Origin of the sequence: Geodermatophilus nigrescens (assembly GCF_900129495.1) — a bacterium.
Taxonomy (GTDB): Bacteria; Actinomycetota; Actinomycetes; order Mycobacteriales; family Geodermatophilaceae; genus Geodermatophilus; species Geodermatophilus nigrescens.
The window spans coordinates 58986-81460 of the sequence record NZ_FQVX01000004.1 but is presented as its reverse complement, the minus strand read 5'-3'; the positions used below and the strand labels follow the sequence as shown (position 1 = coordinate 81460).

Genomic DNA, 22475 nt, shown 5'->3' with positions numbered 1-22475 from the left:
TGGGCAACACGCTGATGGGCAGCAGCACGCCCACGACGACGGGGAGCGACAGAGCAGACGTGAGCAGGGTCCGATGAGTCTCGCGCTGCGCTACGCCGCCCGCTCCGACCGCGGTCTCGTCCGCGGCAACAACCAGGACTCGGTGTACGCCGGGCCCCGGTTGCTCGCCGTCGCCGACGGAATGGGCGGTCACGCGGCCGGCGACGTCGCCAGCAAGGTCGTGATCGCCGCGCTCGAGCACCTCGACGAGGACGCGCCCAGCGGCGACATGCTGCAGGCGCTGCGCGAGGCGGTCTTCGACGGCAGCGAGCACCTGCGCGAGGTCATCCGCGAGTCGCCGCAGCTGGAGGGCATGGGCACGACGCTCACCGCCGTCCTGTTCGCCGGCGGCCGGCTGGCCCTGTGCCACGTGGGCGACTCCCGCGCCTACCTGCTGCGCGACGGCGTCTTCACGCAGATCACCCACGACGACACCTTCGTGCAGACCCTCATCGACGACGGCCGGATCACGGCCGAGGAGGCCAACCACCACCCGCAGCGCTCGCTGCTGCTGCGGGCCCTCAACGGCCAGGACGTCGACCCCGACCTGTCGATGCGCGAGGCGCGCGCCGGCGACCGCTACCTGCTGTGCTCCGACGGCCTGTCCGGCGTGGTGAGCGAGGAGACCCTCGCCCACGCGCTGGAGGACCCGGACCCGCAGTCCACGGCCGACCGGCTCGTCGAGCTGGCGCTGCGCAGCGGCGGCCCGGACAACATCACCGTGATCGTCGCCGACGTCGTCGAGGACTCCGGCACCGGCACGTCCATGGAGCCCGTCGTCGACGGCGCCGCGGGCGACAACCGCGGCCAGCGCGCCGTCGACCCCCGCTCCGCGGCCGGGCGGGCCGCGCTCGCCGACCCGCCACCGGCGCCCCCACCGGCACCGACGTCCGCCTCAGCCTCCGCCCCACCCGACCGCCGCCGCTCCCGGCGGCGGTTGTTCGTCGCTGGGGGCACGGTGCTGCTCCTCGTCGGCGCGGGCATCGCCACCTGGCTGTGGGTGCTCACGCACTGGTTCGTCGGGGTCGCGGCCGCCGACGGCACCGACCACGTCGCGGTCTACCGCGGCTTCAACACCGAGCTGCTCGGGCTGGACCTCTTCCGCGTCGACGACGTCACCGGCATCCCGCTCGAGGACCTCTCCTCCTACCAGCAGAACAGCGTCCGCCAGGGCATCGAGGCCAGTGGCTCCGACGACGCCCGGCGGATCGTCGACGACCTCCAGCAGGCGTCGCTCCCCGAGTGCCCGGCCGACGACGACCGGCCCTCCGCCGGCGCGTCCGCCTCGCCGTCCGACCCGCCGTCCGAGGTCGTCCCCACCGCGCAGCCCGGCGGTGCGACGGACACCCCCACCCCCGGCAGCCCCTCGTCGGCGTCCCCGTCGGCGACGGGCTCCGCCTCGGCGAGCTCCTCGACGGCCGGCTCCTCGACGGCGGGGCCCGAGCCGGGGGTGGACTGCCGGGAGGCGGAGTGATGGCCGGCCCCACCACCGACCCCCGGGCCGCGGCCCCGGGCACGGTCCCCCCGAAGCGGCGCAACACCGAGCTGGCGCTGCTGGGCTTCGCCGTCCTCATCACGCTCGCCGCGCAGAGCATCGTCGACATCACGATCACCGGCTCGCTGCGCGCGGAGCTGGCGACCTTCGGCGGCTGGTTCGCCGCCCTGTGGGTCGTGGTGCACCTGGTCGTGCGCCGCTTCGCGCCCTACGCCGACCCGCTGCTGCTGCCCGCCGTCGCGGTGCTCACCGGCCTCGGCCTGACGATGATCCACCGGCTCGACCTGGCCGGCCTGCAGGACGGCGAGACCACCCGCGAGGACGCCCCGGTGCAGCTGCTGTGGGCGACGATCGGCGTGGTCCTGTTCGTGGCCGTCGTCGTGGTGCTGCGCGACCACCGGGTGCTGTCCCGCTTCGCCTACACCCTGGGCCTGGTCGGGCTGGTGCTGCTCGCGCTGCCCGCCGTGCTGCCCGCGTCGATCTCCGAGGTGTACGGCGCCAAGATCTGGATCCGGGTCGCGGGCTTCAGCATCCAGCCCGGCGAGTTCGCCAAGATCTGCCTGATCGTCTTCTTCGCCGCCTACCTCGTCGACAAGCGCGACGTGCTGGCGCTGGCCAGCCGCCGGGTCGCCGGCCTGGAGATCCCGCGGGCCCGCGACCTCGGCCCCGTGCTCGCCGTGTGGGTCGTGTCGATCCTCGTGCTGGTGTTCGAGCGCGACCTCGGCAGCTCGCTGCTGCTGTTCGGCATCTTCGTGGTGATGCTCTACGTCGCCACCGAGCGGGCGAGCTGGCTGCTCATCGGCCTGGGCCTGTTCGCCGGCGGTGCGTTCATCGCCTACCAGGTGTTCGGGCACGTGCAGGTCCGCGTCGACACGTGGCTGGACCCGTTCGCCTACCGCGACGAGGGCGGCTACCAGCTCGTGCAGTCGCTGTTCGGCCTGGGCACCGGCGGGCTGTTCGGCGCCGGGCTCGGCGGCGGCCGCCCCGACCAGGTGCCGGTGGCCAAGAGCGACTTCATCGCCTCGGCGCTCGGCGAGGAGCTCGGCCTGTTCGGCCTGGTCGCCGTCATCGTCATCTACCTGGTGCTGGTCGAGCGCGGCCTGCGCACCTCGCTGGTCGTGCGCGACGCCTTCGGCAAGCTGCTCGCCGGCGGCCTGGCCTTCGCCGTCGCCTGGCAGCTGTTCGTCGTCCTCGGCGGCGTCACCGGGCTGCTGCCGCTGACCGGCCTCACGACGCCGTTCGTCGCCTACGGCGGCTCCTCGCTGGTGGCCAACTTCGGCCTGGTCGCGATCCTGGTCCGCATCAGCGACGCCGCCCGCCGGCCGGCCGCGCCGCCGGCCCCGCCGAAGACGGCGATCGGCGAGGCGCCCACCGAGGTGGTGTCCCGGTGAACGCGCCCCTGCGCCGCGTGGCGATCAGCGTGCTGGTGCTCTTCACGCTGCTCATCGTCAACGTCAACTACATCCAGGTCGTGCGCTCCGACGAGCTGCGCGAGGACTCGGGCAACACCCGGGTGCTCACCGAGGAGTACTCGCGGGAGCGCGGCTCGATCGTCGTCGACGGCACCGAGGTGGCGCTGTCGGTGCCCACCCAGGACACGCTGAAGTACCTGCGCCAGTACCCGCAGGGCCCCGTGTACGCGGCGGTCACCGGCTACTACTCGCTGCTCTACAACAGCGCCCAGATGGAGCGCGCGGTCAACGACGTGCTGGCCGGCTCCGACGCCCGGCTGTTCACCCGGCGCATCGCCGACCTGTTCACCGGCCGCGACCCGGCCGGCGGCGACGTCGTGCTGACCCTCGACGCCGGCGTGCAGGAGGCGGCCATGGCGGGCCTGGAGGGCGTCACCGGCGCCGTCGTCGCACTCGACCCCTCCACCGGCGCGGTGCTCGGCATGGCCAGCACGCCCACCTACGACCCGGCGCAGCTGTCCAGCCACGACCCCGACGCCATCCGCGCCTACGCCGCGGAGCTCGACGCGCAGGAGCAGGACCCGCGGCTGAACCGCGCGACCCAGGACAACTACCCGCCCGGCTCGGTCTTCAAGGTCATCGTGTCGGCCGCGGCCCTGTCGACCGGCGAGTACACGCCCGACACCGTCATCCCGGCGCCGGACCTGCTGACCCTGCCCGGCACGTCGACGACGCTGGAGAACTTCGGCGGCTCCTCGTGCAGCAGCAGCCAGGAGCAGTCGCTCATCGACGCGCTGACGATCTCCTGCAACACCGCGTTCGCGCAGCTCGGCATCGACCTCGGCGAGGACCGCGTGCGGGAGATGGCCGAGGCGTTCGGCATGGACGGCGAGGGCCTGGAGATCCCGATGACGACCGCCGGCAGCAGCGTCGGCGACATCGAGAGCGAGGCGGCGCTCGGCCAGAGCTCGATCGGCCAGCGCGACGTCCGGATGACCCCGCTGCAGGCGGCGATGGTGGCCTCGGCGGTCGCCAACGACGGCACGCTCATGACGCCGTACCTGGTCGACCAGGTGCGCGCCCCCGACCTCACCGTCATCGACCAGGCCGACCCGGAGGAGCTCTCCGAGCCGGTGACCCCGGAGGTGGCCGGCCAGTTGACCGAGATGATGGAGAGCGTCGTGGCCAACGGCAGCGGGCGCGCCGCCCGCATCCCCGGGACCGCCGTCGCCGGCAAGACCGGGACGGCCCAGGTCGCCGAGGACGTGCCCGACCACAACTGGTTCATCGGCTTCGCCCCGGCCGACGACCCGCGCATCGCCGTGGCGGTGTTCGTGGCCAACGGCGGGGGTACCGGCGGCGACGTCTCGGCGCCGATCGCCGGCGACGTGATGCAGGCCTACCTCGAGGGTCAGGGGGGCTGATGGCCCTGTCCACCGGCACCATCCTGGCCGGCCGCTACGAGATCACCGAGCCCATCGCCACCGGCGGCATGGGCGAGGTGTGGCGGGCGCGCGACCGCGTGCTCGACCGTGTGGTGGCGGCCAAGGTGCTCCGCAGCGAGTTCACCGGCGACCCGAGCTTCGTCGCCCGCTTCCGCAACGAGGCGCGGCACACCGCGGCGCTGGCCCACCCGAACATCGCCTCGGTCTACGACTACGGCGAGAGCACCGACGAGCGCGGCTCGCAGCTGGCCTTCCTGATCATGGAGCTGGTCGAGGGCAAGCCGCTGGTGACGATCCTCCACGAGGAGGGCCGGCTCCCCGTCGACTGGACGCTGCACGTGCTCGGCCAGGCCGCCGACGGGCTCTCGGCCGCGCACGCCGCGGGGGTCGTGCACCGCGACATCAAGCCGGGCAACCTCATCGTCCGGCCCGACGGCGTCGTGAAGCTGACCGACTTCGGCATCGCCCGCACCCGCGACGCCACGCCGCTCACCCGCACCGGGATGGTCGTGGGCACCGCGCAGTACCTGTCGCCGGAGCAGGCGCAGGGCCTGGAGGTCACCGCGGCCTCCGACGTCTACAGCCTCGGCGTCGTCGGCTACGAGTGCCTCACCGGCGGGCGGCCGTTCGACGGCACCTCCCAGGTCGCCATCGCCCTCGCGCACATCAACCGGCAGCCCCCGCCGCTGCCGGCCGACATCCCGCTGGCCGTGCGGCAGCTCATCGAGCGCGCGCTGGCCAAGCACCCCGACGACCGGTTCACCGACGGCGCCGCGTTCGCCGCGGCTGTCCGCGCCGTCGCCGCCGCGGGCCGCCACGGCGGGGCCGGCCCGGTCACCGGCGCGGTGCCCACCGGCCTGGCCGCCGCGGCCACCGAGGTCATCCCGGAGGTCGACGGCGACGGCACCCGCGTGCTCGGCGGCCCCGTGACCGGCGCAGCCGCGGGGGCGGCGGCCGGCGCCGCGGCCGCCGCGGCCGCGGGCCCGCGCACCTCGGTCCCCCGCTCGGCCGGACCGCGCACCGGCGGCCGGCACGCCGCCGGCAACCCGCGCACGATGCCGCCGCTGCAGGGCCCCCCGGTCGACGGCGACGACACCGGCGACTGGCGGGACCCGCAGCCGCGGCGCGGCGGCGGCAGCCGGCGGTGGGCGGTCGCCCTCGGGGCGCTCGTGCTGGTGGCCGCGCTGATCGCCGGCGCGTTCTTCCTGTTCTCCGGCAACGGCGAGGACCCGGGCGGCAGCAGCGCCGGCTCCACGAGCAGCAGCGCGCCGAGCAGCGGGTCGGCCAGCCCGACCCAGGACCTCGTCACCATCCCCGGGGCCGAGCAGTACCTCGGCGAGGACGCCGACGACGTCGAGGCCGAGCTGCTCGAGGCCGGGCTCGAGGTCACCCGCATCGACGCGACCGACGAGGTGCTCACCGCCGCCGGCATCGACCTGAACGCCGGCGAGGTGGCCGGCGTCGACCCGGCGGGCATCCCCGTGCCGCGCGGCACCACCGTGACGCTGTCGGTCGCCGAGTCCGACTACAGCCCTCCGGAGGAGGAGACCGAGGACTCCGGCGGCGGCGAGGCCGAGCCGACCGGCGGCGGCGACACCGGCAACGGCGGCGGTGGCGGCGGGCAGGGCGGCACCACGACGACCAACCCCCCGACGACCACCAACCCGCCGACGACCACCAGCACGGCGCCGTCGAACACCGGCGGCTCCGGGAACTCCGGCGGGCCCGGGAACACCGGTGGCCAGACGGGCCCGAGCAGTCCCGGCAACCAGGGCGGCACGTCCGCGCCGGTCCCGCCGCCGGCCACCGAGGAGCCGGTCGAGCCGGACACGGGCGCGGGTTCCGGCGGGGACGCCGGCACCGCGGAGGGTGCCGGCGCACCCGCCTCTGCGGCTGCGGGGGCTGCCGTGGCCGACGGTGCACCGGCGTGACGGCGCGCTCACTCACCGTCCCGGTCCGCCGCTCGCTGCCCGTTAGGCTCCCCGCCGGGGCCGGGACCGCCGTCCGGGTCCCGCCGCGCCCGGGTCCGCCCGCGACGCGCCCCCGCACCGCCCGAGAGGACCTCCGATGACCACGCCCCAGGTTCTCGGTGAGCGCTACGAGATCGGCGGGGTCCTGGGGCGCGGCGGCATGGCGGAGGTCCACCGCGGCCGTGACCTGCGGCTCGGCCGCGAGGTCGCCGTCAAGGTGCTGCGCAGCGACCTCGCGCGCGACCCGTCCTTCCAGGTCCGGTTCCGCCGCGAGGCCCAGGCCGCCGCGTCGCTGAACCACCCGGCGATCGTGGCCGTCTACGACACCGGCGAGGACCGCACCAGCACCGGCGCGACGCCCTACATCGTCATGGAGTACGTCGAGGGCGAGACCCTGCGCGACCTGCTCCGCCGCGAGGGCGTCCTGTCCCCGGACCGCGCGATGAGCCTGTCCGCCGACATCTGCGCCGCCCTGGACTTCAGCCACCGCAACGGCATCGTGCACCGCGACGTGAAGCCCGGGAACGTGATGCTCACGCCCGACGGCTCGGTCAAGGTCATGGACTTCGGCATCGCGCGCGCGGTGTCCGACTCCGCGGCCACGATGACCTCCACCGCCGCGGTCATCGGCACGGCGCAGTACCTCTCGCCCGAGCAGGCGCGCGGCGAGGCCGTCGACGCCCGCTCCGACGTCTACTCCGTCGGCTGCCTGACCTACGAGCTCGTCACCGGGGCGCCGCCGTTCACCGGTGACTCGCCGGTGTCGGTGGCCTACCAGCACGTCCGCGAGGACCCGAAGCTGCCGTCGTCGGTGAACCCGGCCGTGCCGCCGGAGCTCGACGCGATCGTGCTCAAGTCGCTGAGCAAGAACCCGGCCAACCGGTACCAGTCGGCCGCCGAGATGCGCAACGACCTGCTCCGGGCCCTGGCCGGGCAGCGGGTCGAGGCGACGCCGGTGATGGGCGACGACGAGCGCACCACCATCCTCGGCGCGGCGCCGGGCGCCTACGGCGGCGAGGACGGCTGGGACGACGACGAGGCCGCCCGCCGGCGCAAGCGCAACCGCGTCATCGCCGCCGTCGTCGGCGCGCTGGTGCTCGTCGGCGCCGTCGTCGGCATCGCCCTGCTGGTCAACTCGGGGGACGAGGAGGCGCCGCCGGAGGTCGCCCAGGTCACCGTGCCCGCCGGGCTGGTGGGGCAGCCGGAGGCCGACGCCCGCGCCGCGATCGAGGCGGCCGGCCTGGCCGTCGCCGCCCAGGTGACGCCGCAGGAGGTGCAGGACGACGCCCAGGTCGGCCGGGTGCTCGAGACCGACCCCGCCTCCGGGGCGCAGGTCGAGGAGGGCAGCGAGGTCGCCCTGACCGTCGGCGTCGCCCCCGACGCCGTCACCGTGCCGCAGGTCGTCGACCTCGACGAGGACCGCGCCCGCACGGCGCTCGAGGGCGCCGGCTTCACCGGCAACGTGGACACCGAGCAGGTCGACTCCCTCGCGGAGGAGGGCACGGTCGTGGCCGTCGACCCGGAGGAGGGCTCCTCGGTGCCCCCGGCCACCACGGTGACGCTGTCGCTGTCCGACGGCGACGCGGAGATCCCCGCGGTCGAGGGCCAGGCGCAGGACGCGGCGCAGCAGACGCTGGCCGGCGCGGGCTTCACGAACCTCGCCACCGAGGAGGTCGAGTCCGACCAGCCGGCCGGGACCGTCGTCGGCACCAGCCCGGCCGCCGGTCAGCAGGCGCGGGCGGACACGCAGATCACGCTGCAGGTCTCCAGCGGCGGCGCCGCGGAGATCACCGTCCCGCAGTCGATCGTCGGGCAGACCGAGCAGGCCGCCCGCCAGGCGCTGGCCGCGGCCGGCTTCACGGGGAGCATCGCCGTCGTCCCCACCGAGGGCGAGCCCGGCCAGGCGGCCGGCACGGTGGTCGGCAGCGACCCGCAGCCGGGTCAGACGGTGGAGGCCGACGGCGCCATCACGCTGCTGGTCGCGCAGCAGACCACGGCCTCGCCGACCAGCCCGTCGCCCGGCGGAGGCGCCGGTGGCGGCCCGGGCGGCGGCGGCGGCGGCTGACCCGCCCAGGACGTGCAGAAGGGCCCCTCCCGATCCGGGAGGGGCCCTTCCGCGTCTCCGGGGAGGCGCTCAGGCGGGAGCGGCCGACAGCCGGCGGGCGCCCGCGGCGGCGGCCTCGACCACGGCCGGGTCGGGCGCCAGGCCGCAGGCGGCGAGCCACGTCGCCAGCATCTGGTGGCCGCCCTCGGTGAGCACCGACTCCGGGTGGAACTGCACGCCCTCGACGGGCAGCTCGCGGTGCCGCAGCGCCATGACGATGCCCGACGGCGTCGTGCCGGTGACCTCCAGCTCGGCGGGGACGGTGTCCCGGTCGACGGCCAGCGAGTGGTAGCGGGTCGCGGTGAACGGCGAGGGCAGCCCGGCCAGCACGCCGATCCCGTCGTGCACGACCTCGCTGGTCTTGCCGTGCAGCAGCTCCGGCGCGCGCACCACCTCGGCGCCGAAGGCCTCGGCGATCGCCTGGTGGCCCAGGCACACGCCCAGCACGGGGGTGCCCGCCTCGGCGGCCGCCCGGACCATCGGCACGGTCACGCCGGCGTCGGCGGGGGTGCCCGGGCCGGGCGAGAGCAGCACGCCCGCGACGTCGAGGTCGGCGAGCTCGTCGACGTCGACGGCGTCGTTGCGGCGCACCACGCACCGCACGCCCAGCTGTCCCAGGTACTGGACCAGGTTGTAGACGAAGCTGTCGAAGTTGTCGACGACGAGGACCGGCCTGCTCACGCTCCCTGTGTACACCGGGCGGTCGGGCGGCCGGGAGGGAGATCAGCCCTCGGAGGGGGTCGCGAAGTCCATGTCGAGCGAGCCGGCGTAGGCCGGCAGCACGACGTCGGCCCGCTCGCGCACGGCGAAGCCGAGCCCGTAGGCCTCGACCGCCTGCTCGAACACCGCCACCTGCGGCGAGGCGGCGAGCTGGGCGCGGATCGCCGCCGCGTCGCCGATCGCGGTGACGACGAACGGCGGGGAGTAGGTGCGGCCCTGCAGCAGGAGCACGTTCCCGACGCAGCGGACGGCGCTGGTGGCGATCAGCCGCTGGTCCATGATCGCGACGCCGTCGGCCCCGGCGGCCCACACGGCGTTGACCACGGCCTGCACGTCGGACTGGTGGATGACGACGTCGTCGGGCCGGGCGCCCACCGGCAGCCCGCCGTCAGGACGGCGGGGGGCGTCGTCGAGGGTGATCTCCACGCCGCGGCCGGTCAGCGCCACCAGGCCGGCCGACAGCTCGCCCTCCTCGGCCGTGGCCGCGGCCGCGGCGACGGCGCCGTCACGGGTGGCGGCCTGGTCGGTGAGCGCCTGGATCTGCGCCTCGAGGGCGGCCAGCTGCGTCTCCTGCTCGGCGATCGACCCGTTGCGCTCGGCGAGCAGCGCCCGCAGCTCGGTGACGTCGCCGGCGCGCAGGTCCGACCCCTGCGCGGTCTGGCTCGACGTGGCGAACAGCAGCCCCGCGGCGAGCGCCACGACGGGCACCAGGGCGCCCCAGGCCGTCCGGGACCGCCGCGGGCGCCCGGGGGCCGCGGCGGCGGGCTCGGACGGCGTCACGGGGGCTCCTGGGGGACGGGAGGGGGAGGCGCACGGCTCGGCGGGGCCGTCGTCCTCCCCGCGCAGCTTAGGCTGGGGGGCCAGCGTGCCGGTCGCGACGGACCGGCACCCCGGGAGGATCAGCAGGAGTCGGTCGCGGTGCCCAAGTCCAAGGTGCGCAAGAAGTCGGTCTACACGCCGCCGGAGGGCGTGCTGCAGTCCCGGTCGGCCGCCCGTGCGGTGCAGCCGAGCCCGCGCTGGTACGCGCCGCTCATGGTCACGCTCATGGTGCTGGGCCTGCTGTGGATCGTCGTCTACTACGTGGCCGGTGACCGGGTGCCCTTCATGGTGTCGCTGTCGGCGTGGAACTTCGCCATCGGCTTCGGCGCCATGGTCGTCGGCCTGGTGATGTCGATGCGCTGGCGGTAGACGAAGGGCCCTGCTGCCCCCGGACCTCGCAGGCTCGGCCCGGGACCCTGCAGCAGGGCCGTTCCACCACGTCGCCAGAGGCCCCCGTCCCCTCCCCGGGACGGGGGCCTCGTCGCGTCCCGGGGCCCTACACCCCTCCGTCTCCCCCGCCCGAAGCGGGGTGTGCACCGCTGTGCACACCCGCTCGGTGGATCCACAGGTCGACATGACGTCCCGCCCCCAGGGTTGTCCACGACGTGTGGAGAACGGGTGTTCGACTACACCCGTCTGACCTGCGGTTTCGTGTCGCGTGGGGCGCGTGTGACGACGAGGACGGCGGCGTAACTACAGCTCTGTGCTTTGTCCCCAGCTGTGTACCCAGCTGTGGACGAGTCGACATGACCGCAGCCTGTGGACGGTCACCGGCTGCTACCGCGGGCATGCGGTCGAGGAGTCGACACGCGCGCTGAACAGGGCACTTACCGTCCGCGGGCGTCGTCCCCAGGGCCCGCTGCCTGTGGACGGAGCGGTCCGCCCCGTTCCCCGTCCACCTGGGAGGGTGGGGACGTGCAGTGGGCGGCCCGGACGGCGGAGACGGTCGTGCTGGCGCTGGGCGGGCTCCTGCTCGTCCTGGCGGCCCTGACGCTCGACGCCGGCGGCCGGGTGCTGGTCGGCGCCGCGGGCGGACTGCTGCTCGCGCTGGCGGTGCGCGACGTCGTGCTGCGGCCCCGGCTGGCGGCCGACGCGGGCGGCGTCGTCGTCCGCGGCCTCACCGGGCGCACCTCGCTGCCCTGGCCGCTGCTGAGCGTCCGGCTGCGCACGACCCGGCGGCTGGGCGTGCGCTCGCGGCTGCTGGAGCTCGACACCGCGGCGGGCCCGGACGACGACGGCGTCCTGGTGCTCCTCGGCCGGCGCGACCTGGGCGCCGACCCGGCGGCCGTGGCCGCGGCGCTCGAGGCGCTGCGGCCGGCCTGACCCCCGAGGGGTCAGAGCCCGAGGACCACCACGGGCACCGGCACGACCAGCACCAGGACGACCATCGCGACGGCGAGCAGCGCCAGCCCCGCCGCCTGCACGGCGACGCGGCGGCGGGCGAGCACCAGCAGCGTGGTGGCCAGCAGGCCGGCGGCCAGGCCGCCGAGGTGCCCGAGCAGCGAGACGCCGGGCAGGAAGCTGATGACGACGTTGATGGCCAGGAGGGCGAGCAGGCCGCGCAGGTCCTGCCGGGCGGCGACGAGCAGCACGCCCATCGCCCCGAGCAGGCCGTAGATGGCCGCGGACGCGCCGGCCACGGGACGGCCGGGGTCGCCGAACAGCTGGATGGCCACGGCCCCGCCGAGGGCGGAGACCAGGTAGACGGCGAGGTAGCGCCACCAGCCCAGCCGCGCCTCGATCTCCGGGCCGAACAGCAGCAGGCTGAGCATGTTGAGCAGCAGGTGGGTGATCCCGATGTGCAGGAACGCACCGGTGATCAGACGCCAGTCCTGGCCGTAGACGTCGACCAGGACGGGCACGAGCGAGAAGTCCCGGAAGACCTCGGACTCGTAGTTGTCGAGCGGGCTGGCGCCCTCGGACACCGCGGAGACCGCGGTGATGACGAAGACGACGACGTTGACCGCCACGAGGGTGGCGGTGACCGGGCCGAACCGGCGGCGCGCGGCGCTCCAGCCGGAGGCTCGGCGCGGGCGGCGCACCCCGGCGTTCCCGGCGCGGACGTCGTCCGGGCACTGGAAGCCGACGGCGGCCGGCGTCATGCACTCCGGGCAGATCGGCCGGTCGCAGCGCGCGCAGCGCACGCCCGTGGGCCGGTCCGGGTGCCGGTAGCAGGTGGTCGGCGGGGACGCCGGCGGCGGCACCGCGCCGCCGGCGCCCTCGTCGGGCGGGGAACCGGTCAGCTGCGCTGCACCTCGACCGACTGGATGACGACGTCCTCGACGGGCTTGTCGTTGCGGCCGGTGCGGACGGTGGCGATGCGGTCGACGACCTCGCGGCTGGCCGGGTCGGTGACCTCGCCGAAGATCGAGTGCTTGCGGTTCAGGTGCGGGGTCGGGCCCACGGTGATGAAGAACTGCGAGCCGTTGGTGCCGGGGCCGGCGTTGGCCATCGCGAGGAGGTAGGGCCGGTCGAACTGCAGCTCGGGGTGGAACTCGTCGCCGAACTGGTAGCCGGGGCCGCCGAAGCCCTGACCCAGCGGGTCGCCGCCCTGGATCATGAAGCCGGAGATGACCCGGTGGAAGATCGTGCCGTCGTAGAGCTTGTCGGTGGTCTTCTGCCGGGTGGCCGGGTGCGTCCACTCACGGCGGCCCTCGGCCAGGTCCGCGAAGTTCGCGACCGTCTTGGGCGCGTGGTCCGGGAACAGGTCGACGGTGATGTCGCCGTGGTTGGTGTGCAGCACCGCGCGGCGGGCGGGCGAGGTCGATTCGGTCACGTCCCCACTCTCCCATCCCCCGGCGGGGCGGGTCCGGGCCCGCCCCGCCGGGGCGGAGGTCAGGGCCGGGCCTCCAGCACCAGGTTGAACGGCGTGCTGGCCGCCCGGCGGACCCGCGTGAAGCCGGCCTCGCGCAGCAGCGCCGTCAGCCGGGCCTCGCCGGCCTGGGCGCCGAGCGCCGTCGCGGGCGGCGCGGTCTTGGAGTGCGCGACGCAGATCGCCGTGGACGCCGTGTAGTAGAGCCGGCCCACCGGGTTGAGGTTGTCCTCCAGCCGGTCGCCGGCGAAGGGCTCGACCAGCATGAACACGCCGTCGTCGGCGAGCGCCTCCCGCACGTGCCGCGCCGCGGCGAGCGGGTCGGGCATGTCGTGCAGCGCGTCGAAGACGGTGACCAGGTCGTAGCCGCTGCCCGGGAAGTCCGCGGCCGAGGCCACCTCGAACGACACCCGGTGGCCGAGGCCGGCGTCGCCCGCCCGCTTGCCGGCCACCTCGACCGAGCCCCGGTGGTAGTCGAAGCCGGTGACCGTCGTGGCCGGGTAGGCCTGCGCCATCAGCAGGCTGGAGGCGCCGTGACCGCAGCCGACGTCGGCCACCCGCGCGCCGGTGCGCAGCCGCTCCTCCACGCCGTCGAGCGCGGGGATCCACGACGGGACCAGCGCGGCGGCGTAGCCCGGCCGGAAGAAGCGCTCGGTGCCCTCGAACAGCTCGGGGTCGTGCCGGTGCCAGGCGAAGCCGCTGCCGGTGCGCACCGCCTCGGTCACCGGCTCGACGTTGCGGGCGAGCGCGACCGGGAGGTGGAAGGCCGCGGCGGCCTGCATGCCGTCGGGCGCGGCGAGCAGGAAGGCCTGCTCCTCGGTGAGCGAGAACCGCTCGGTGTCGGGGTCGTAGGTGACGTAGCCGCCGGCGGCCTGGCCGGACAGCCACTCGCGGACGTGCCGCTCGTCGACGCCTGCGTGCCGGGCGACGTCCTCCGGCGTCGCGGGCATCACGGCGGCGAGCGCCTGGTACAGGCCGAGCCGGTCGCCGATGACGGCGTTGACGGCGTGGAAGCCGGCCCCGACGTCGGTGACGAAGCGGCCGAGCAGGGCATCGAGGCGGTCCTGGTCGATGGTCATGGCCATCCCTGGGGGTGCGGGTGGGTGCGGGGAGCCCGCGGAGCGGGCCCGGGTGCGCCGGCGGCCCGGGGGCCGGGGGCGAGGGGAGGGCGGCCTCGTTGCGGCCGCCCGGCGCCGGCCTGCCGCTGGGCAGGCAGCCGGGACCCTGGCCCCGTCGCCGGGCCGGCGTCAACGGAGACGCTCCCGGCTCGCCCGGCCCCGTCCCGGTCGGCCAGCCGGCAGGCCAGCGCCACCGCCGCGAGGCCCACCACGACCACCCACGGGTGGGCGACGGCGGCCTCCTCCACGCCGGCGAGCGGGTCCGCCAGCACGCCGAGCCGGTCGAGGGCCCACCCGGTGGCGGCGGCCAGCGCGACCGCCGCACCGGCCAGGCGCAGCGCCGGGTACCAGCGGGTGCGCGAGGCCAGGTACAGCGAGGGCACGACGAGCGCGACGGCGGCCAGCTGGGCGAGCTCGACGCCGACGTTGAAGGCGAGCAGGGCGGGCACCGACGCCGACCCGTCGAGCCCGAGGTCGGTGAGGATGCCGGCGAAGGCCAGGCCGTGCACGAGCCCGAAGCCGCCGGCGACCAGGACCTCGCCGCGGCGGGCCAGCGGGCGGACGGCGTGCACCGCCGCCACCCCCACCGAGACGGCGATGAGCACCTCGACCGGCGCGGACGGGACGGTCACCCCGCCGAGCGCGGCGGCGACGAGGGTCAGGGAGTGCCCGGCGGTGAAGGCCGAGACGACGCCGAGGACGCGGCGCAGCGCGGGCAGCAGGCCCGCCCCGCGCTCCCAGCGGCCCGCGCGGACGACGAGCGGCGCCACCAGCAGCAGCGTCAGCAGGAACAGCAGGTGGTCCGCGCCCTCCAGGACGTGGTGCAGGCCGTACCCGACCAGGTCGGCCAGCCCGGTCGGGGCGGCCTCCCCCACCCGCAGGCTGCCGTCGGTGGCGGTGAGCACGCCCGCCGTCGAGATGTCCCCCGCCGCGTCGGTGAGCACGACGACGGCCTCGTGCGACGGCACCGCCTCGACGACGCCGTCGTAGGCCAGCGTGAAGGCGGACGGGTCGGCGCCGGCGGGGTCGAGCGTGACGGTCGCGCTCAGGGACTCGATGCCCTCGACGGACTCGCGGACGACGTCGTGCCACGTCCCGGTCCACACGGTGCCGTCGGCGCCGGTGACCGTCAGGTGCTCGCCGAGGTAGGCGGTGACCGCGTCGGCGTAGGACGCGACGTCGGTCTCGCTCGCGTACGCGGTGCCCAGCGCCCGGTCGAGCGTCTCGAGGGCGACGCTGACGGTGGTCTCGACGGACTCCTCGCCGACCACCACCGACAGCGTGCTGCTCTCCAGGCTGTGCGCGCTCGCGACGCCGGGGGTCAGGAGGACGAGGCCCGCGGCGAGGGGGACGGTCAGGCCGGCGGCCGGGACGAGGGCGCGGCGCAGGCGGGGGCGCCAGGGCGGGGAGGACATGGGTCCCGAGGGTGCGGAGCGGTCCTGTCAGCGGGCCGGGACCAACCTGTGCGCGCGTCCAGGGACTCCGCAGCGACCTCCCCGGCGGCGTCCAGCCGGCGTCCAGGCGGCGACCGGAGTCTCGCTCCCGACCGACTCACCCCGATCCCGAGATGAGCCCATCGTGAAGCTCCGCACGACCGTCGCCGCCGTCCTCCTCGCCGCCGTCGTCCCCGTCGCCGCTGCCTGCGGCACGACCGCCGAGGCCTCCTCCACCACGAGCACCAGCAGCTCGGTGTCGACCGACACCGGCACGAGCACGACCGGCACCGGTCTCCCCGGCGGGGGCGGCGGCCCGGGCGGCATCGACGTCTCCTCCGTCGACACCGAGGCCGAGCTCGTCGAGCTGGTCCAGGAGGCCTACGGCGACGCCGGCCTCGACCTGCACCGCGGCCACCAGCCCGTGCAGGACGTGCTCGACGAGGTGCTGACCATCAGCCACGACGAGCTGCACGTCCGGATGGACGCCGGGCAGAACCTGGCGGCCGTCGCCGAGGACCTCGGCATCGACCCGCAGGAGCTGGTCGACGCGCTGACGGGGTCGTGGGGGACGGCGATCGACGCCGTGCTCGCCTCGGGCGAGATCACCGAGGACGAGGCCGAGCGGTACCGGGCGGCGCTGGAGGAGGCGTTCAGCTTCCGCGTGACCTGGGACGGCGAGGAGGCCACGCCTACCTTCAGCGGCCTCGACGCCTGAGCTCCCTGCCGGTGCTCGCCGGCCGGGGGACGCCCGCGCCGGTCCGGTGAGCCGGGAGCTCAGCCACGGAGCGCGGTCCGGGGAGTGGAGACGAGGGGAATCGAACCCCTAACCCCCGCCTTGCAAAGGCGGTGCTCTGCCAATTGAGCTACGTCCCCGGGACGGCCCCCCTCGCGGAGGCCGCGGGTCAGCGGGTGGTGGGGCGGCTGACGGCCTGCGGGCCGTTGGTGGCCTCGTGCCACAGGTCGGCCTCGCCCCTGCCCGCGCCGGCGGAGCGACGGCGGACGGCGACGACGGCGGCACCGGCCGCCGCGGCGACCAGGGCCAGCTGCTTGAGCACTCGGTACCTCCTGGGGACGACCGCGGCGCCGGACGGGGCCGCGCTGCCGCGGTGCTCGGGGCACCGGTACACGGGTGGGCCTGGGAGGACTTGAACCTCCGGCCTCATCCTTATCAGGGATGCGCTCTAACCGCCTGAGCTACAGGCCCGTGAACCTCGACAAGCGTACAAGGGCGTCCCGGGGCCCCGGCGGGCGGGGCCCCGGACCGCCCTAGTCGCGCTCGGCGAGGGTGACCTCGAGGCCGCCGACGAGGTCGGCGCAGAGGTTGTAGATGAACGCCGCCACGGTGCACAGCGCGGTCATCAGCACGATGTTGATCGCGCCGATGACGGCCGCGCCGCCGAAGACGATGCCCGGGGTGATGACGTCGCCGCCGCCCTCGCCGCCGGACGCGGTGCCCAGCTGGCCGAACAGGTCGTTGAGGGTGTCGAAGACGCCCAGGCCGGACAGGACGCCGAAGAGGACCCCGACCGCGACCATCCAGATGAAGAACATCGCGATCGACACGACCAGCGAGATCTTCAGCGCCGACCAGGTGTCGATGTGCCGCAGCTGCAGGCGGGCCCGGCGCGGACCGCGGTTGCCGCGGTTCTTGGCCGGCCGGCCGGCCGGCTGACCCTGCTGCTGCGGGGCCTGCTGCGGGGCCTGCTGCTGGGCCTGCTGCGGCGCCTGCTGGGCGGGGGCCTGGGAGGCCACCTGCTGCGGTGCCTGCTGCGGTGCCTGCTGCGGCACGCGGCTGCCCGCCGGCGGCACGCCCTGGCCGGCCGACGGCGGCGGGACGGTCGCGTCGGCCGGGACCGCCTGCTGCGCCGGCACCGCGCTGCTGATCGGCTTGGTCAGCGACGCCGCCGTGGCGGAGGGGGCGGCACCCGGGGAGCCCGCGCCGGCGGGGGCGGCCCCCACCGCGGACGCGCCGGCCGGGGCGGCCGGCGTCTGCCCGGTGGCGGGCGCCGAGCCCGTCGCCGGGGCTCCGTCCGCTCCGGCTGCGCCCTCCGGGCGGACCCCGGTGCGCACCGCCTGCGGCCGGTCGCTCATGCCGTTCTCCCGTTCGCCTGCGGCCCTCGCCGCGCTCTCGCGCCCGGGGTGACCGGCGGGGTGCCGGTGGCGCCCGGGCGCCGGTCGTGTCCGTCAGCGGGAGCCGGGGGCGCGTGGCGGCCGGTGGCCACCACGCGCCGTGCTCCCGGTCTCACCCTAGGCGGCGGGCTCGTCGTTGTCCGTCGTCCGCGCGATCGCCACGATCGACACGTCCTCGGGCAAGTTCATGAGCTTGACACCCATGGTGGCCCGGTCCTTGTTGTGGCGCACCCCGTTGACCGGGGTCCGGATGACGCCGCCGCCGGAGGTGATGGCGTACAGCTCGTCGCCCAGACGCACCGCCAGGGCCCCGACCAGGGCGCCCTTGCGCGCCTTGGGGTCGGCGGTGAGCACGCCCTTGCCGCCGCGGCCCTGCGGCGGGTAGTTCTCGATGCCGGTGCGCTTGGCGAAGCCGCGCTCGGTGGCGACGAGGACGTCGACGCCCTCCTCCACGACCATCATCGCCAGCAGCCGGTCGCCGGGTGCGAGCGAGATGCCGCGGACGCCCTCGGTGGCCCGGCCCATCGGCCGCAGCGTCGCGTCGTCGGCCTTGAACCGGATCGACATCGCCGAGCGGGTGACCAGCAGCAGGTCCTGCTCCGGGTCGATGAGCGCGGCGCCGACGAGCTCGTCGCCCTCGCGCAGGTTGATCGCGATGACGCCGCCGCTGCGCGGGGAGTCGAAGTCCGACAGCCGGGTCTTCTTCACCTGCCCGTTGGCGGTGGCCAGGACCAGGTACGGCGCGACGCCGTAGTCCTTGATCTGCATGACCTGGGCGATCTTCTCGTCGGGCTGGAACGCCAGGAGGTTGGCCACGTGCTGGCCGCGGGCCGTGCGGTTGGCCTCGGGCAGCTCGTAGGCCTTGGCCCGGTACACCCGGCCCTTGGTCGTGAAGAACAGGATCCAGTCGTGGGTGGAGCCCACGAAGAAGTGGTCGACGAGGTCGTCCTGCTTGAGCTGGGCGCCCATGACGCCCTTCCCGCCGCGGCGCTGGGACCGGTAGAGGTCGCTCTTGGTCCGCTTCGCGTAGCCGGTGCGGGTGATGGTGACGACGACCTCCTCCTCCGCGATGAGGTCCTCCATCGTCACGTCGCCGTCGTTGGCGATGAACTTCGTGCGACGGTCGTCGCCGTACTTCTCGACGATCTCGGCCAGCTCGTCGCGGATGATCTGCCGCTGCCGCTCGGGCGAGTCGAGGATCGCCTGCAGGTCGGCGATGCGGGCCTCGATCTCGGCGAGCTCGTCCATGATCCGCTGGCGCTCGAGGGCGGCCAGCCGGCGCAGCTGCAGGTCGAGGATGGAGACGGCCTGGATCTCGTCGACGTCGAGGAGCTCCATCAGGCCGGTGCGGGCCTCGTCGGCCGACGGGCTGCTGCGGATGAGCGCGATGACGGCGTCGAGCTGGTCGAGCGCCTTGGCCCAGCCGCGCAGGATGTGCGCACGCTCCTCGGCCTTGCGCAGCCGGTAGCGCGTCCGCCGCTGGATGACCTCGATCTGGTGGTCGACGTAGAGGCGGACGAGCTCGTCGAGGCGCAGCGTCCGCGGGACGCCGTCGACGATCGAGAGCATGTTGCAGCCGAACGAGGTCTGCAGCTGGGTGTGCTTGTACAGGTTGTTCAGCACGACCTTGGCCACGGCGTCGCGGCGCAGGGTGATGACCAGCCGGCGGCCCACGCGGTCGCTGGACTCGTCGGCGATCTCGCTGATGCCCTGCAGCCGGCCGTCCTTGACCGCGTCGGCGATCGCCTCGGCCAGGTTGTCCGGGTTGACCTGGTAAGGCAGCTCGGTGACGACGAGCTGCACGCGGCCGCGGGCGTCCTCCTCGACGGTGACCACCGCGCGCATCCGGACCGAGCCGCGGCCGGTGCGGTAGGCGTCCTCGATGCCGTCGCGGCCGACGATCAGGCCGTAGGTGGGGAAGTCGGGGCCCTTGATCCGCTCCATGCACGCGGTGAGGGCCTCCTCGGGCTCGGCGTCGGGGTGCTCGAGCACCCAGAACACCGCGTCGGCGACCTCGCGCAGGTTGTGCGGCGGCATGTTCGTGGCCATGCCGACGGCGATGCCGGCCGAGCCGTTGATGAGCAGGTTGGGGATGCGCCCCGGCAGGACCAGCGGCTCCTGGTTCTTGCCGTCGTAGTTGGGCTGGAAGTCGACGGTCTCCTCGTCGATGTTGGCCAGCATCTCCATGGCCAGCGGCGTCAGCCGGGCCTCGGTGTAGCGCATGGCCGCCGCCGGGTCGTTGCCCGGCGAGCCGAAGTTGCCCTGGCCGTCGACCAGCGGGTAGCGCATGGACCAGGGCTGGGCCAGCCGCACGAGGGCGTCGTAGATCGAGCTGTCGCCGTGCGGGTGGTAGTTACCCATGACCTCGCCGACGACGCGGGCGCACTTGACGTAGCCGCGGTCGGGGCGGAAGCCCTGGTCGTACATGGCGAACAGCACGCGGCGGTGCACCGGCTTGAGGCCGTCGCGCACCTCGGGCAGCGCGCGGCCCACGATCACGCTCATCGCGTAGTCGATGTAGGACCGCTGCATCTCCTGCTGGAGGTCGACCGGCTCGACGCGGTCGCGGTACGGGGTCTCGGTCACGTTCGGGTCTCCACAGGTCGGTGCACAGTCGGTGGACGAAGTCGCAGGTCAGCGACGTGTGGCGGCCACCGGGAGGACTCCTCCCGGTGGCCTGCGCGTCACACGCCGCCGGTCTCAGACATCGAGGAAGCGGACGTCCTTGGCGTTGCGGGTGATGAAGCTGCGGCGGGCGTCGACGTCCTCGCCCATCAGCACGCTGAACAGCTCGTCGGCGGTGGCGGCGTCCTCGAGCGTGACCTGCAGCAGCACGCGGGTCTCGGGGTTCATCGTGGTCTCCCACAGCTCGGTCGCGTTCATCTCGCCGAGGCCCTTGAACCGCTGGATCGCGTCGTCCTTGGGCAGCTTGCGGCCGGCCTCGGCACCCGCCTTGAGGACGGCGTCGCGCTCCTTGTCGGTGTAGACGTACTCGTCGCCGACCTTGCCGCCCCACTTGATCTTGTACAGCGGCGGCTGCGCCAGGTAGACGTGCCCGGCCTCCACCAGCGGCCGCATGAAGCGGAACAGCAGGGTGAGCAGCAGCGTGCGGATGTGCTGGCCGTCGACGTCGGCGTCGGCCATCAGGACGATCTTGTGGTACCGCAGCTTCGTCAGGTCGAACTCGTCGTGGATGCCGGTGCCGAAGGCGGTGATCATCGACTGGACCTCGTTGTTCTTGAGGACCCGGTCGATGCGCGCCTTCTCGACGTTGATGATCTTGCCGCGGATGGGCAGGATCGCCTGGAACATCGAGTCGCGGCCGGACTTGGCCGACCCGCCGGCGGAGTCGCCCTCGACGATGTAGATCTCCGAGGCCCGCGGGTCGGTGGAGCGGCAGTCGGCCAGCTTGCCCGGCAGCGAGTTGTTGCTCAGCAGGTTCTTGCGGGCGAGCTTGCGGGCGTCCTGCGCCGCGCGGCGGGCGCGGGCGGCCGAGGCGGCCTTGGTGATGATGGTCTTGGCCTCGGTCGGGTTCGCCTCGAACCAGTGCGAGATCTGCTCGTTGCAGATGCGCTGCACGAAGCCCTTGACCTCGGTGTTGCCGAGCTTGGTCTTCGTCTGGCCCTCGAACTGCGGGTCGCCGATCTTGACCGAGACGATCGCGGCCAGGCCCTCGCGGATGTCCTCGCCGGTGAGCTTCTCGTCCTTCTCCTTGAGGAGCTTCTTCTCGACGGCGTACCGGTTGACGATCGACGTCAGCGCGGTGCGGAAACCCTCCTCGTGGGTGCCGCCCTCGTGCGTGTTGATCGTGTTGGCGAACGAGTAGACCGACTCCGAGTAGGCGTCGGACCACTGCATCGCGACCTCGACGCTCATCCGCATGTCGTTCTTGCCGGTGCCCTCGGCGCCGAAGCCGACGATCGAGCGGTGGATCGGCGTCTTCTTGGCGTTGATGTGGCGGACGTAGTCCTCGAGGCCGCCGTCGTACCGGTAGGTGATCTCGGTGGGCTCGAAGGCGGCGTCCTCGTGGCCGGGCGCCGGCGCCGCGTCGGCGACGGAGGTCTCCTCGGCCAGGCCGGTCTCGGCCTTGCCGCGGCCGGGCCGCTCGTCGCGCAGGACGATGGTCAGGCCCTTGTTGAGGAAGGCCATCTCCTGCAGCCGGCGGCTGATCGTGTCGAACGAGTAGGTCGTCGTCTCGAAGATGTCGCCGTCGGCCCAGAAGGTGATCTGGGTGCCGCGCTTGGTGGTGGCGCCGATCTCCTCGAGCGGACCGGGCTTGGCCATCGCGTAGGACTGGTGCCACTCGCGGCCGTCGCGCCAGATGCGGACGTCGAGCGAGGTGGACAGCGCGTTGACGACGGTGACGCCGACGCCGTGCAGACCGCCGGAGACCGCGTAGCTCTTGCCGTCGAACTTGCCGCCGGCGTGCAGCACGGTCATGACGACCTCGACCGTGGGGCGCTTCTCGCGCGGGTGCATGTCGACCGGGATGCCGCGGCCGTTGTCCTCGACGCGGACGCCGCCGTCGGCCAGCAGCGTGACGCGGACGGTGTCGCAGAAGCCGGCCAGCGCCTCGTCGACGGAGTTGTCGACGACCTCCCACACCATGTGGTGCAGGCCGCGCTCACCGGTGGAGCCGATGTACATGCCGGGCCGCTTGCGGACCGCCTCGAGCCCCTCGAGGACGGTGATGGAGCTGCCGGAGTAGCTGGTGTCGGTCTGGGTCCGAGCGACCACGTGGGGCCCTTCTGTCGAGCAGCCGGCGCGCCGGCCCTCCCACCTGGGGAGGGGCTCCGAGGGCGCACAGCGCCGCTCAGCCGGATGCTGGGGATTCCTGGCCTCCATGTTACCGGGTCCACCGACAGGAACGGCGTCACGCAGCCCCTGACGTCCGTTCTGCGCCACTCGCGGCACCGGCTGCACCACCGGTGTTGCCCCCGGGCCCGACACGCCCGCCCAGGGGCGCTGGGCCGGT

At 74.4% G+C, this 22475-nt stretch carries 18 protein-coding genes and 2 tRNA genes; 8 read left to right on the top strand and 12 right to left on the bottom strand.

What is annotated here, in order from left to right; translation table 11 throughout:
* Window positions 1-73 precede the first annotated feature (73 nt).
* The 5 genes from BUE37_RS19415 to pknB all read left to right on the top strand — a co-directional run bounded on the left by BUE37_RS19415 (window position 74) and on the right by pknB (window position 8426).
* On the top strand, window positions 74-1513 hold the full coding sequence (locus BUE37_RS19415) for a PP2C family protein-serine/threonine phosphatase (protein ID WP_073422094.1): 1440 nt from the start codon (window positions 74-76) through the stop codon (window positions 1511-1513).
* A complete protein-coding gene (locus tag BUE37_RS19410) occupies window positions 1513-2925 on the top strand; it encodes an FtsW/RodA/SpoVE family cell cycle protein (protein ID WP_073422238.1) in 1413 nt (470 codons plus the stop codon). Before BUE37_RS19415 ends, BUE37_RS19410 begins: the two co-directional genes overlap by 1 nt.
* Entirely contained in the window at window positions 2922-4370 is a 1449-nt protein-coding gene (locus BUE37_RS19405) for a peptidoglycan D,D-transpeptidase FtsI family protein (protein ID WP_073422093.1), read from the top strand. Before BUE37_RS19410 ends, BUE37_RS19405 begins: the two co-directional genes overlap by 4 nt.
* Window positions 4370-6322, top strand: coding sequence for a protein kinase domain-containing protein (locus BUE37_RS19400; RefSeq protein ID WP_073422092.1), 1953 nt, complete (start codon window positions 4370-4372; stop codon window positions 6320-6322). The genes BUE37_RS19405 and BUE37_RS19400 overlap by 1 nt, the downstream gene beginning before the upstream one ends.
* A 136-nt stretch (window positions 6323-6458) precedes the next feature.
* Entirely contained in the window at window positions 6459-8426 is a 1968-nt protein-coding gene (gene pknB / locus BUE37_RS19395; protein WP_073422091.1) for a Stk1 family PASTA domain-containing Ser/Thr kinase, read from the top strand.
* Window positions 8427-8495: 69 nt separating this feature from the next.
* Here the strand turns inward: pknB and BUE37_RS19390 are convergent, their stop codons facing one another.
* Both BUE37_RS19390 and BUE37_RS19385 read right to left on the bottom strand, forming a co-directional pair.
* A complete protein-coding gene (locus tag BUE37_RS19390; RefSeq protein WP_073422090.1) occupies window positions 8496-9146 on the bottom strand; it encodes an aminodeoxychorismate/anthranilate synthase component II in 651 nt (216 codons plus the stop codon).
* Between the two features lie 42 nt (window positions 9147-9188).
* Entirely contained in the window at window positions 9189-9965 is a 777-nt protein-coding gene (locus tag BUE37_RS19385) for a DUF881 domain-containing protein (protein WP_073422089.1), read from the bottom strand.
* Window positions 9966-10103: 138 nt separating this feature from the next.
* Between BUE37_RS19385 and crgA the strand changes: the two genes are divergently transcribed.
* The gene (gene crgA, locus BUE37_RS19380; protein ID WP_073422088.1) at window positions 10104-10373 is read left to right on the top strand and encodes a cell division protein CrgA; all 270 of its coding nucleotides are present in this window, start codon (window positions 10104-10106) and stop codon (window positions 10371-10373) included.
* Between the two features lie 546 nt (window positions 10374-10919).
* On the top strand, window positions 10920-11327 hold the full coding sequence (locus BUE37_RS19375) for a PH domain-containing protein (protein WP_073422087.1): 408 nt from the start codon (window positions 10920-10922) through the stop codon (window positions 11325-11327).
* 11 nt (window positions 11328-11338) lie between these two features.
* Here BUE37_RS19375 and BUE37_RS19370 read toward each other — a convergent pair whose 3' ends face one another.
* From BUE37_RS19370 to BUE37_RS19355, 4 genes are all read right to left on the bottom strand, one after another.
* Entirely contained in the window at window positions 11339-12106 is a 768-nt protein-coding gene (locus BUE37_RS19370; RefSeq protein WP_083628955.1) for a rhomboid family intramembrane serine protease, read from the bottom strand.
* A gap of 137 nt (window positions 12107-12243) precedes the next feature.
* On the bottom strand, window positions 12244-12780 hold the full coding sequence (locus BUE37_RS19365; protein WP_073422086.1) for a peptidylprolyl isomerase: 537 nt from the start codon (window positions 12778-12780) through the stop codon (window positions 12244-12246).
* A gap of 59 nt (window positions 12781-12839) precedes the next feature.
* Complete coding sequence (locus BUE37_RS19360) at window positions 12840-13895, bottom strand: class I SAM-dependent methyltransferase (protein WP_175562938.1); 1056 nt, start codon at window positions 13893-13895, stop codon at window positions 12840-12842.
* A complete protein-coding gene (locus BUE37_RS19355) occupies window positions 13892-15349 on the bottom strand; it encodes a HupE/UreJ family protein (RefSeq protein WP_073422085.1) in 1458 nt (485 codons plus the stop codon). The genes BUE37_RS19360 and BUE37_RS19355 overlap by 4 nt, the downstream gene beginning before the upstream one ends.
* 163 nt (window positions 15350-15512) lie before the next feature.
* Between BUE37_RS19355 and BUE37_RS19350 the strand changes: the two genes are divergently transcribed.
* Complete coding sequence (locus tag BUE37_RS19350) at window positions 15513-16085, top strand: hypothetical protein (RefSeq protein WP_073422084.1); 573 nt, start codon at window positions 15513-15515, stop codon at window positions 16083-16085.
* An 85-nt stretch (window positions 16086-16170) separates the two neighbouring features.
* On the opposite strand, the gene BUE37_RS19345 is transcribed toward BUE37_RS19350, so the two are convergent.
* From BUE37_RS19345 to gyrB, 6 genes are all read right to left on the bottom strand, one after another.
* Window positions 16171-16243: transfer RNA gene (locus BUE37_RS19345), tRNA-Ala, on the bottom strand.
* A 29-nt stretch (window positions 16244-16272) separates the two neighbouring features.
* A complete protein-coding gene (locus BUE37_RS24020; protein ID WP_175562937.1) occupies window positions 16273-16425 on the bottom strand; it encodes a DLW-39 family protein in 153 nt (50 codons plus the stop codon).
* 75 nt (window positions 16426-16500) lie between these two features.
* A tRNA-Ile gene (locus BUE37_RS19340) sits at window positions 16501-16574 on the bottom strand.
* A gap of 62 nt (window positions 16575-16636) precedes the next feature.
* Window positions 16637-17461: a DUF3566 domain-containing protein gene (locus BUE37_RS19335; protein ID WP_073422083.1), complete on the bottom strand. Its 825-nt coding sequence runs from the start codon at window positions 17459-17461 to the stop codon at window positions 16637-16639.
* A gap of 156 nt (window positions 17462-17617) precedes the next feature.
* Window positions 17618-20086 (bottom strand): DNA gyrase subunit A, encoded by a 2469-nt coding sequence (gene gyrA, locus BUE37_RS19330; RefSeq protein ID WP_073422082.1) that lies wholly within the window; start codon window positions 20084-20086, stop codon window positions 17618-17620.
* A gap of 114 nt (window positions 20087-20200) precedes the next feature.
* On the bottom strand, window positions 20201-22237 hold the full coding sequence (gene gyrB, locus BUE37_RS19325; RefSeq protein ID WP_073422081.1) for a DNA topoisomerase (ATP-hydrolyzing) subunit B: 2037 nt from the start codon (window positions 22235-22237) through the stop codon (window positions 20201-20203).
* Between the last annotated feature and the right edge of the window lie 238 nt (window positions 22238-22475).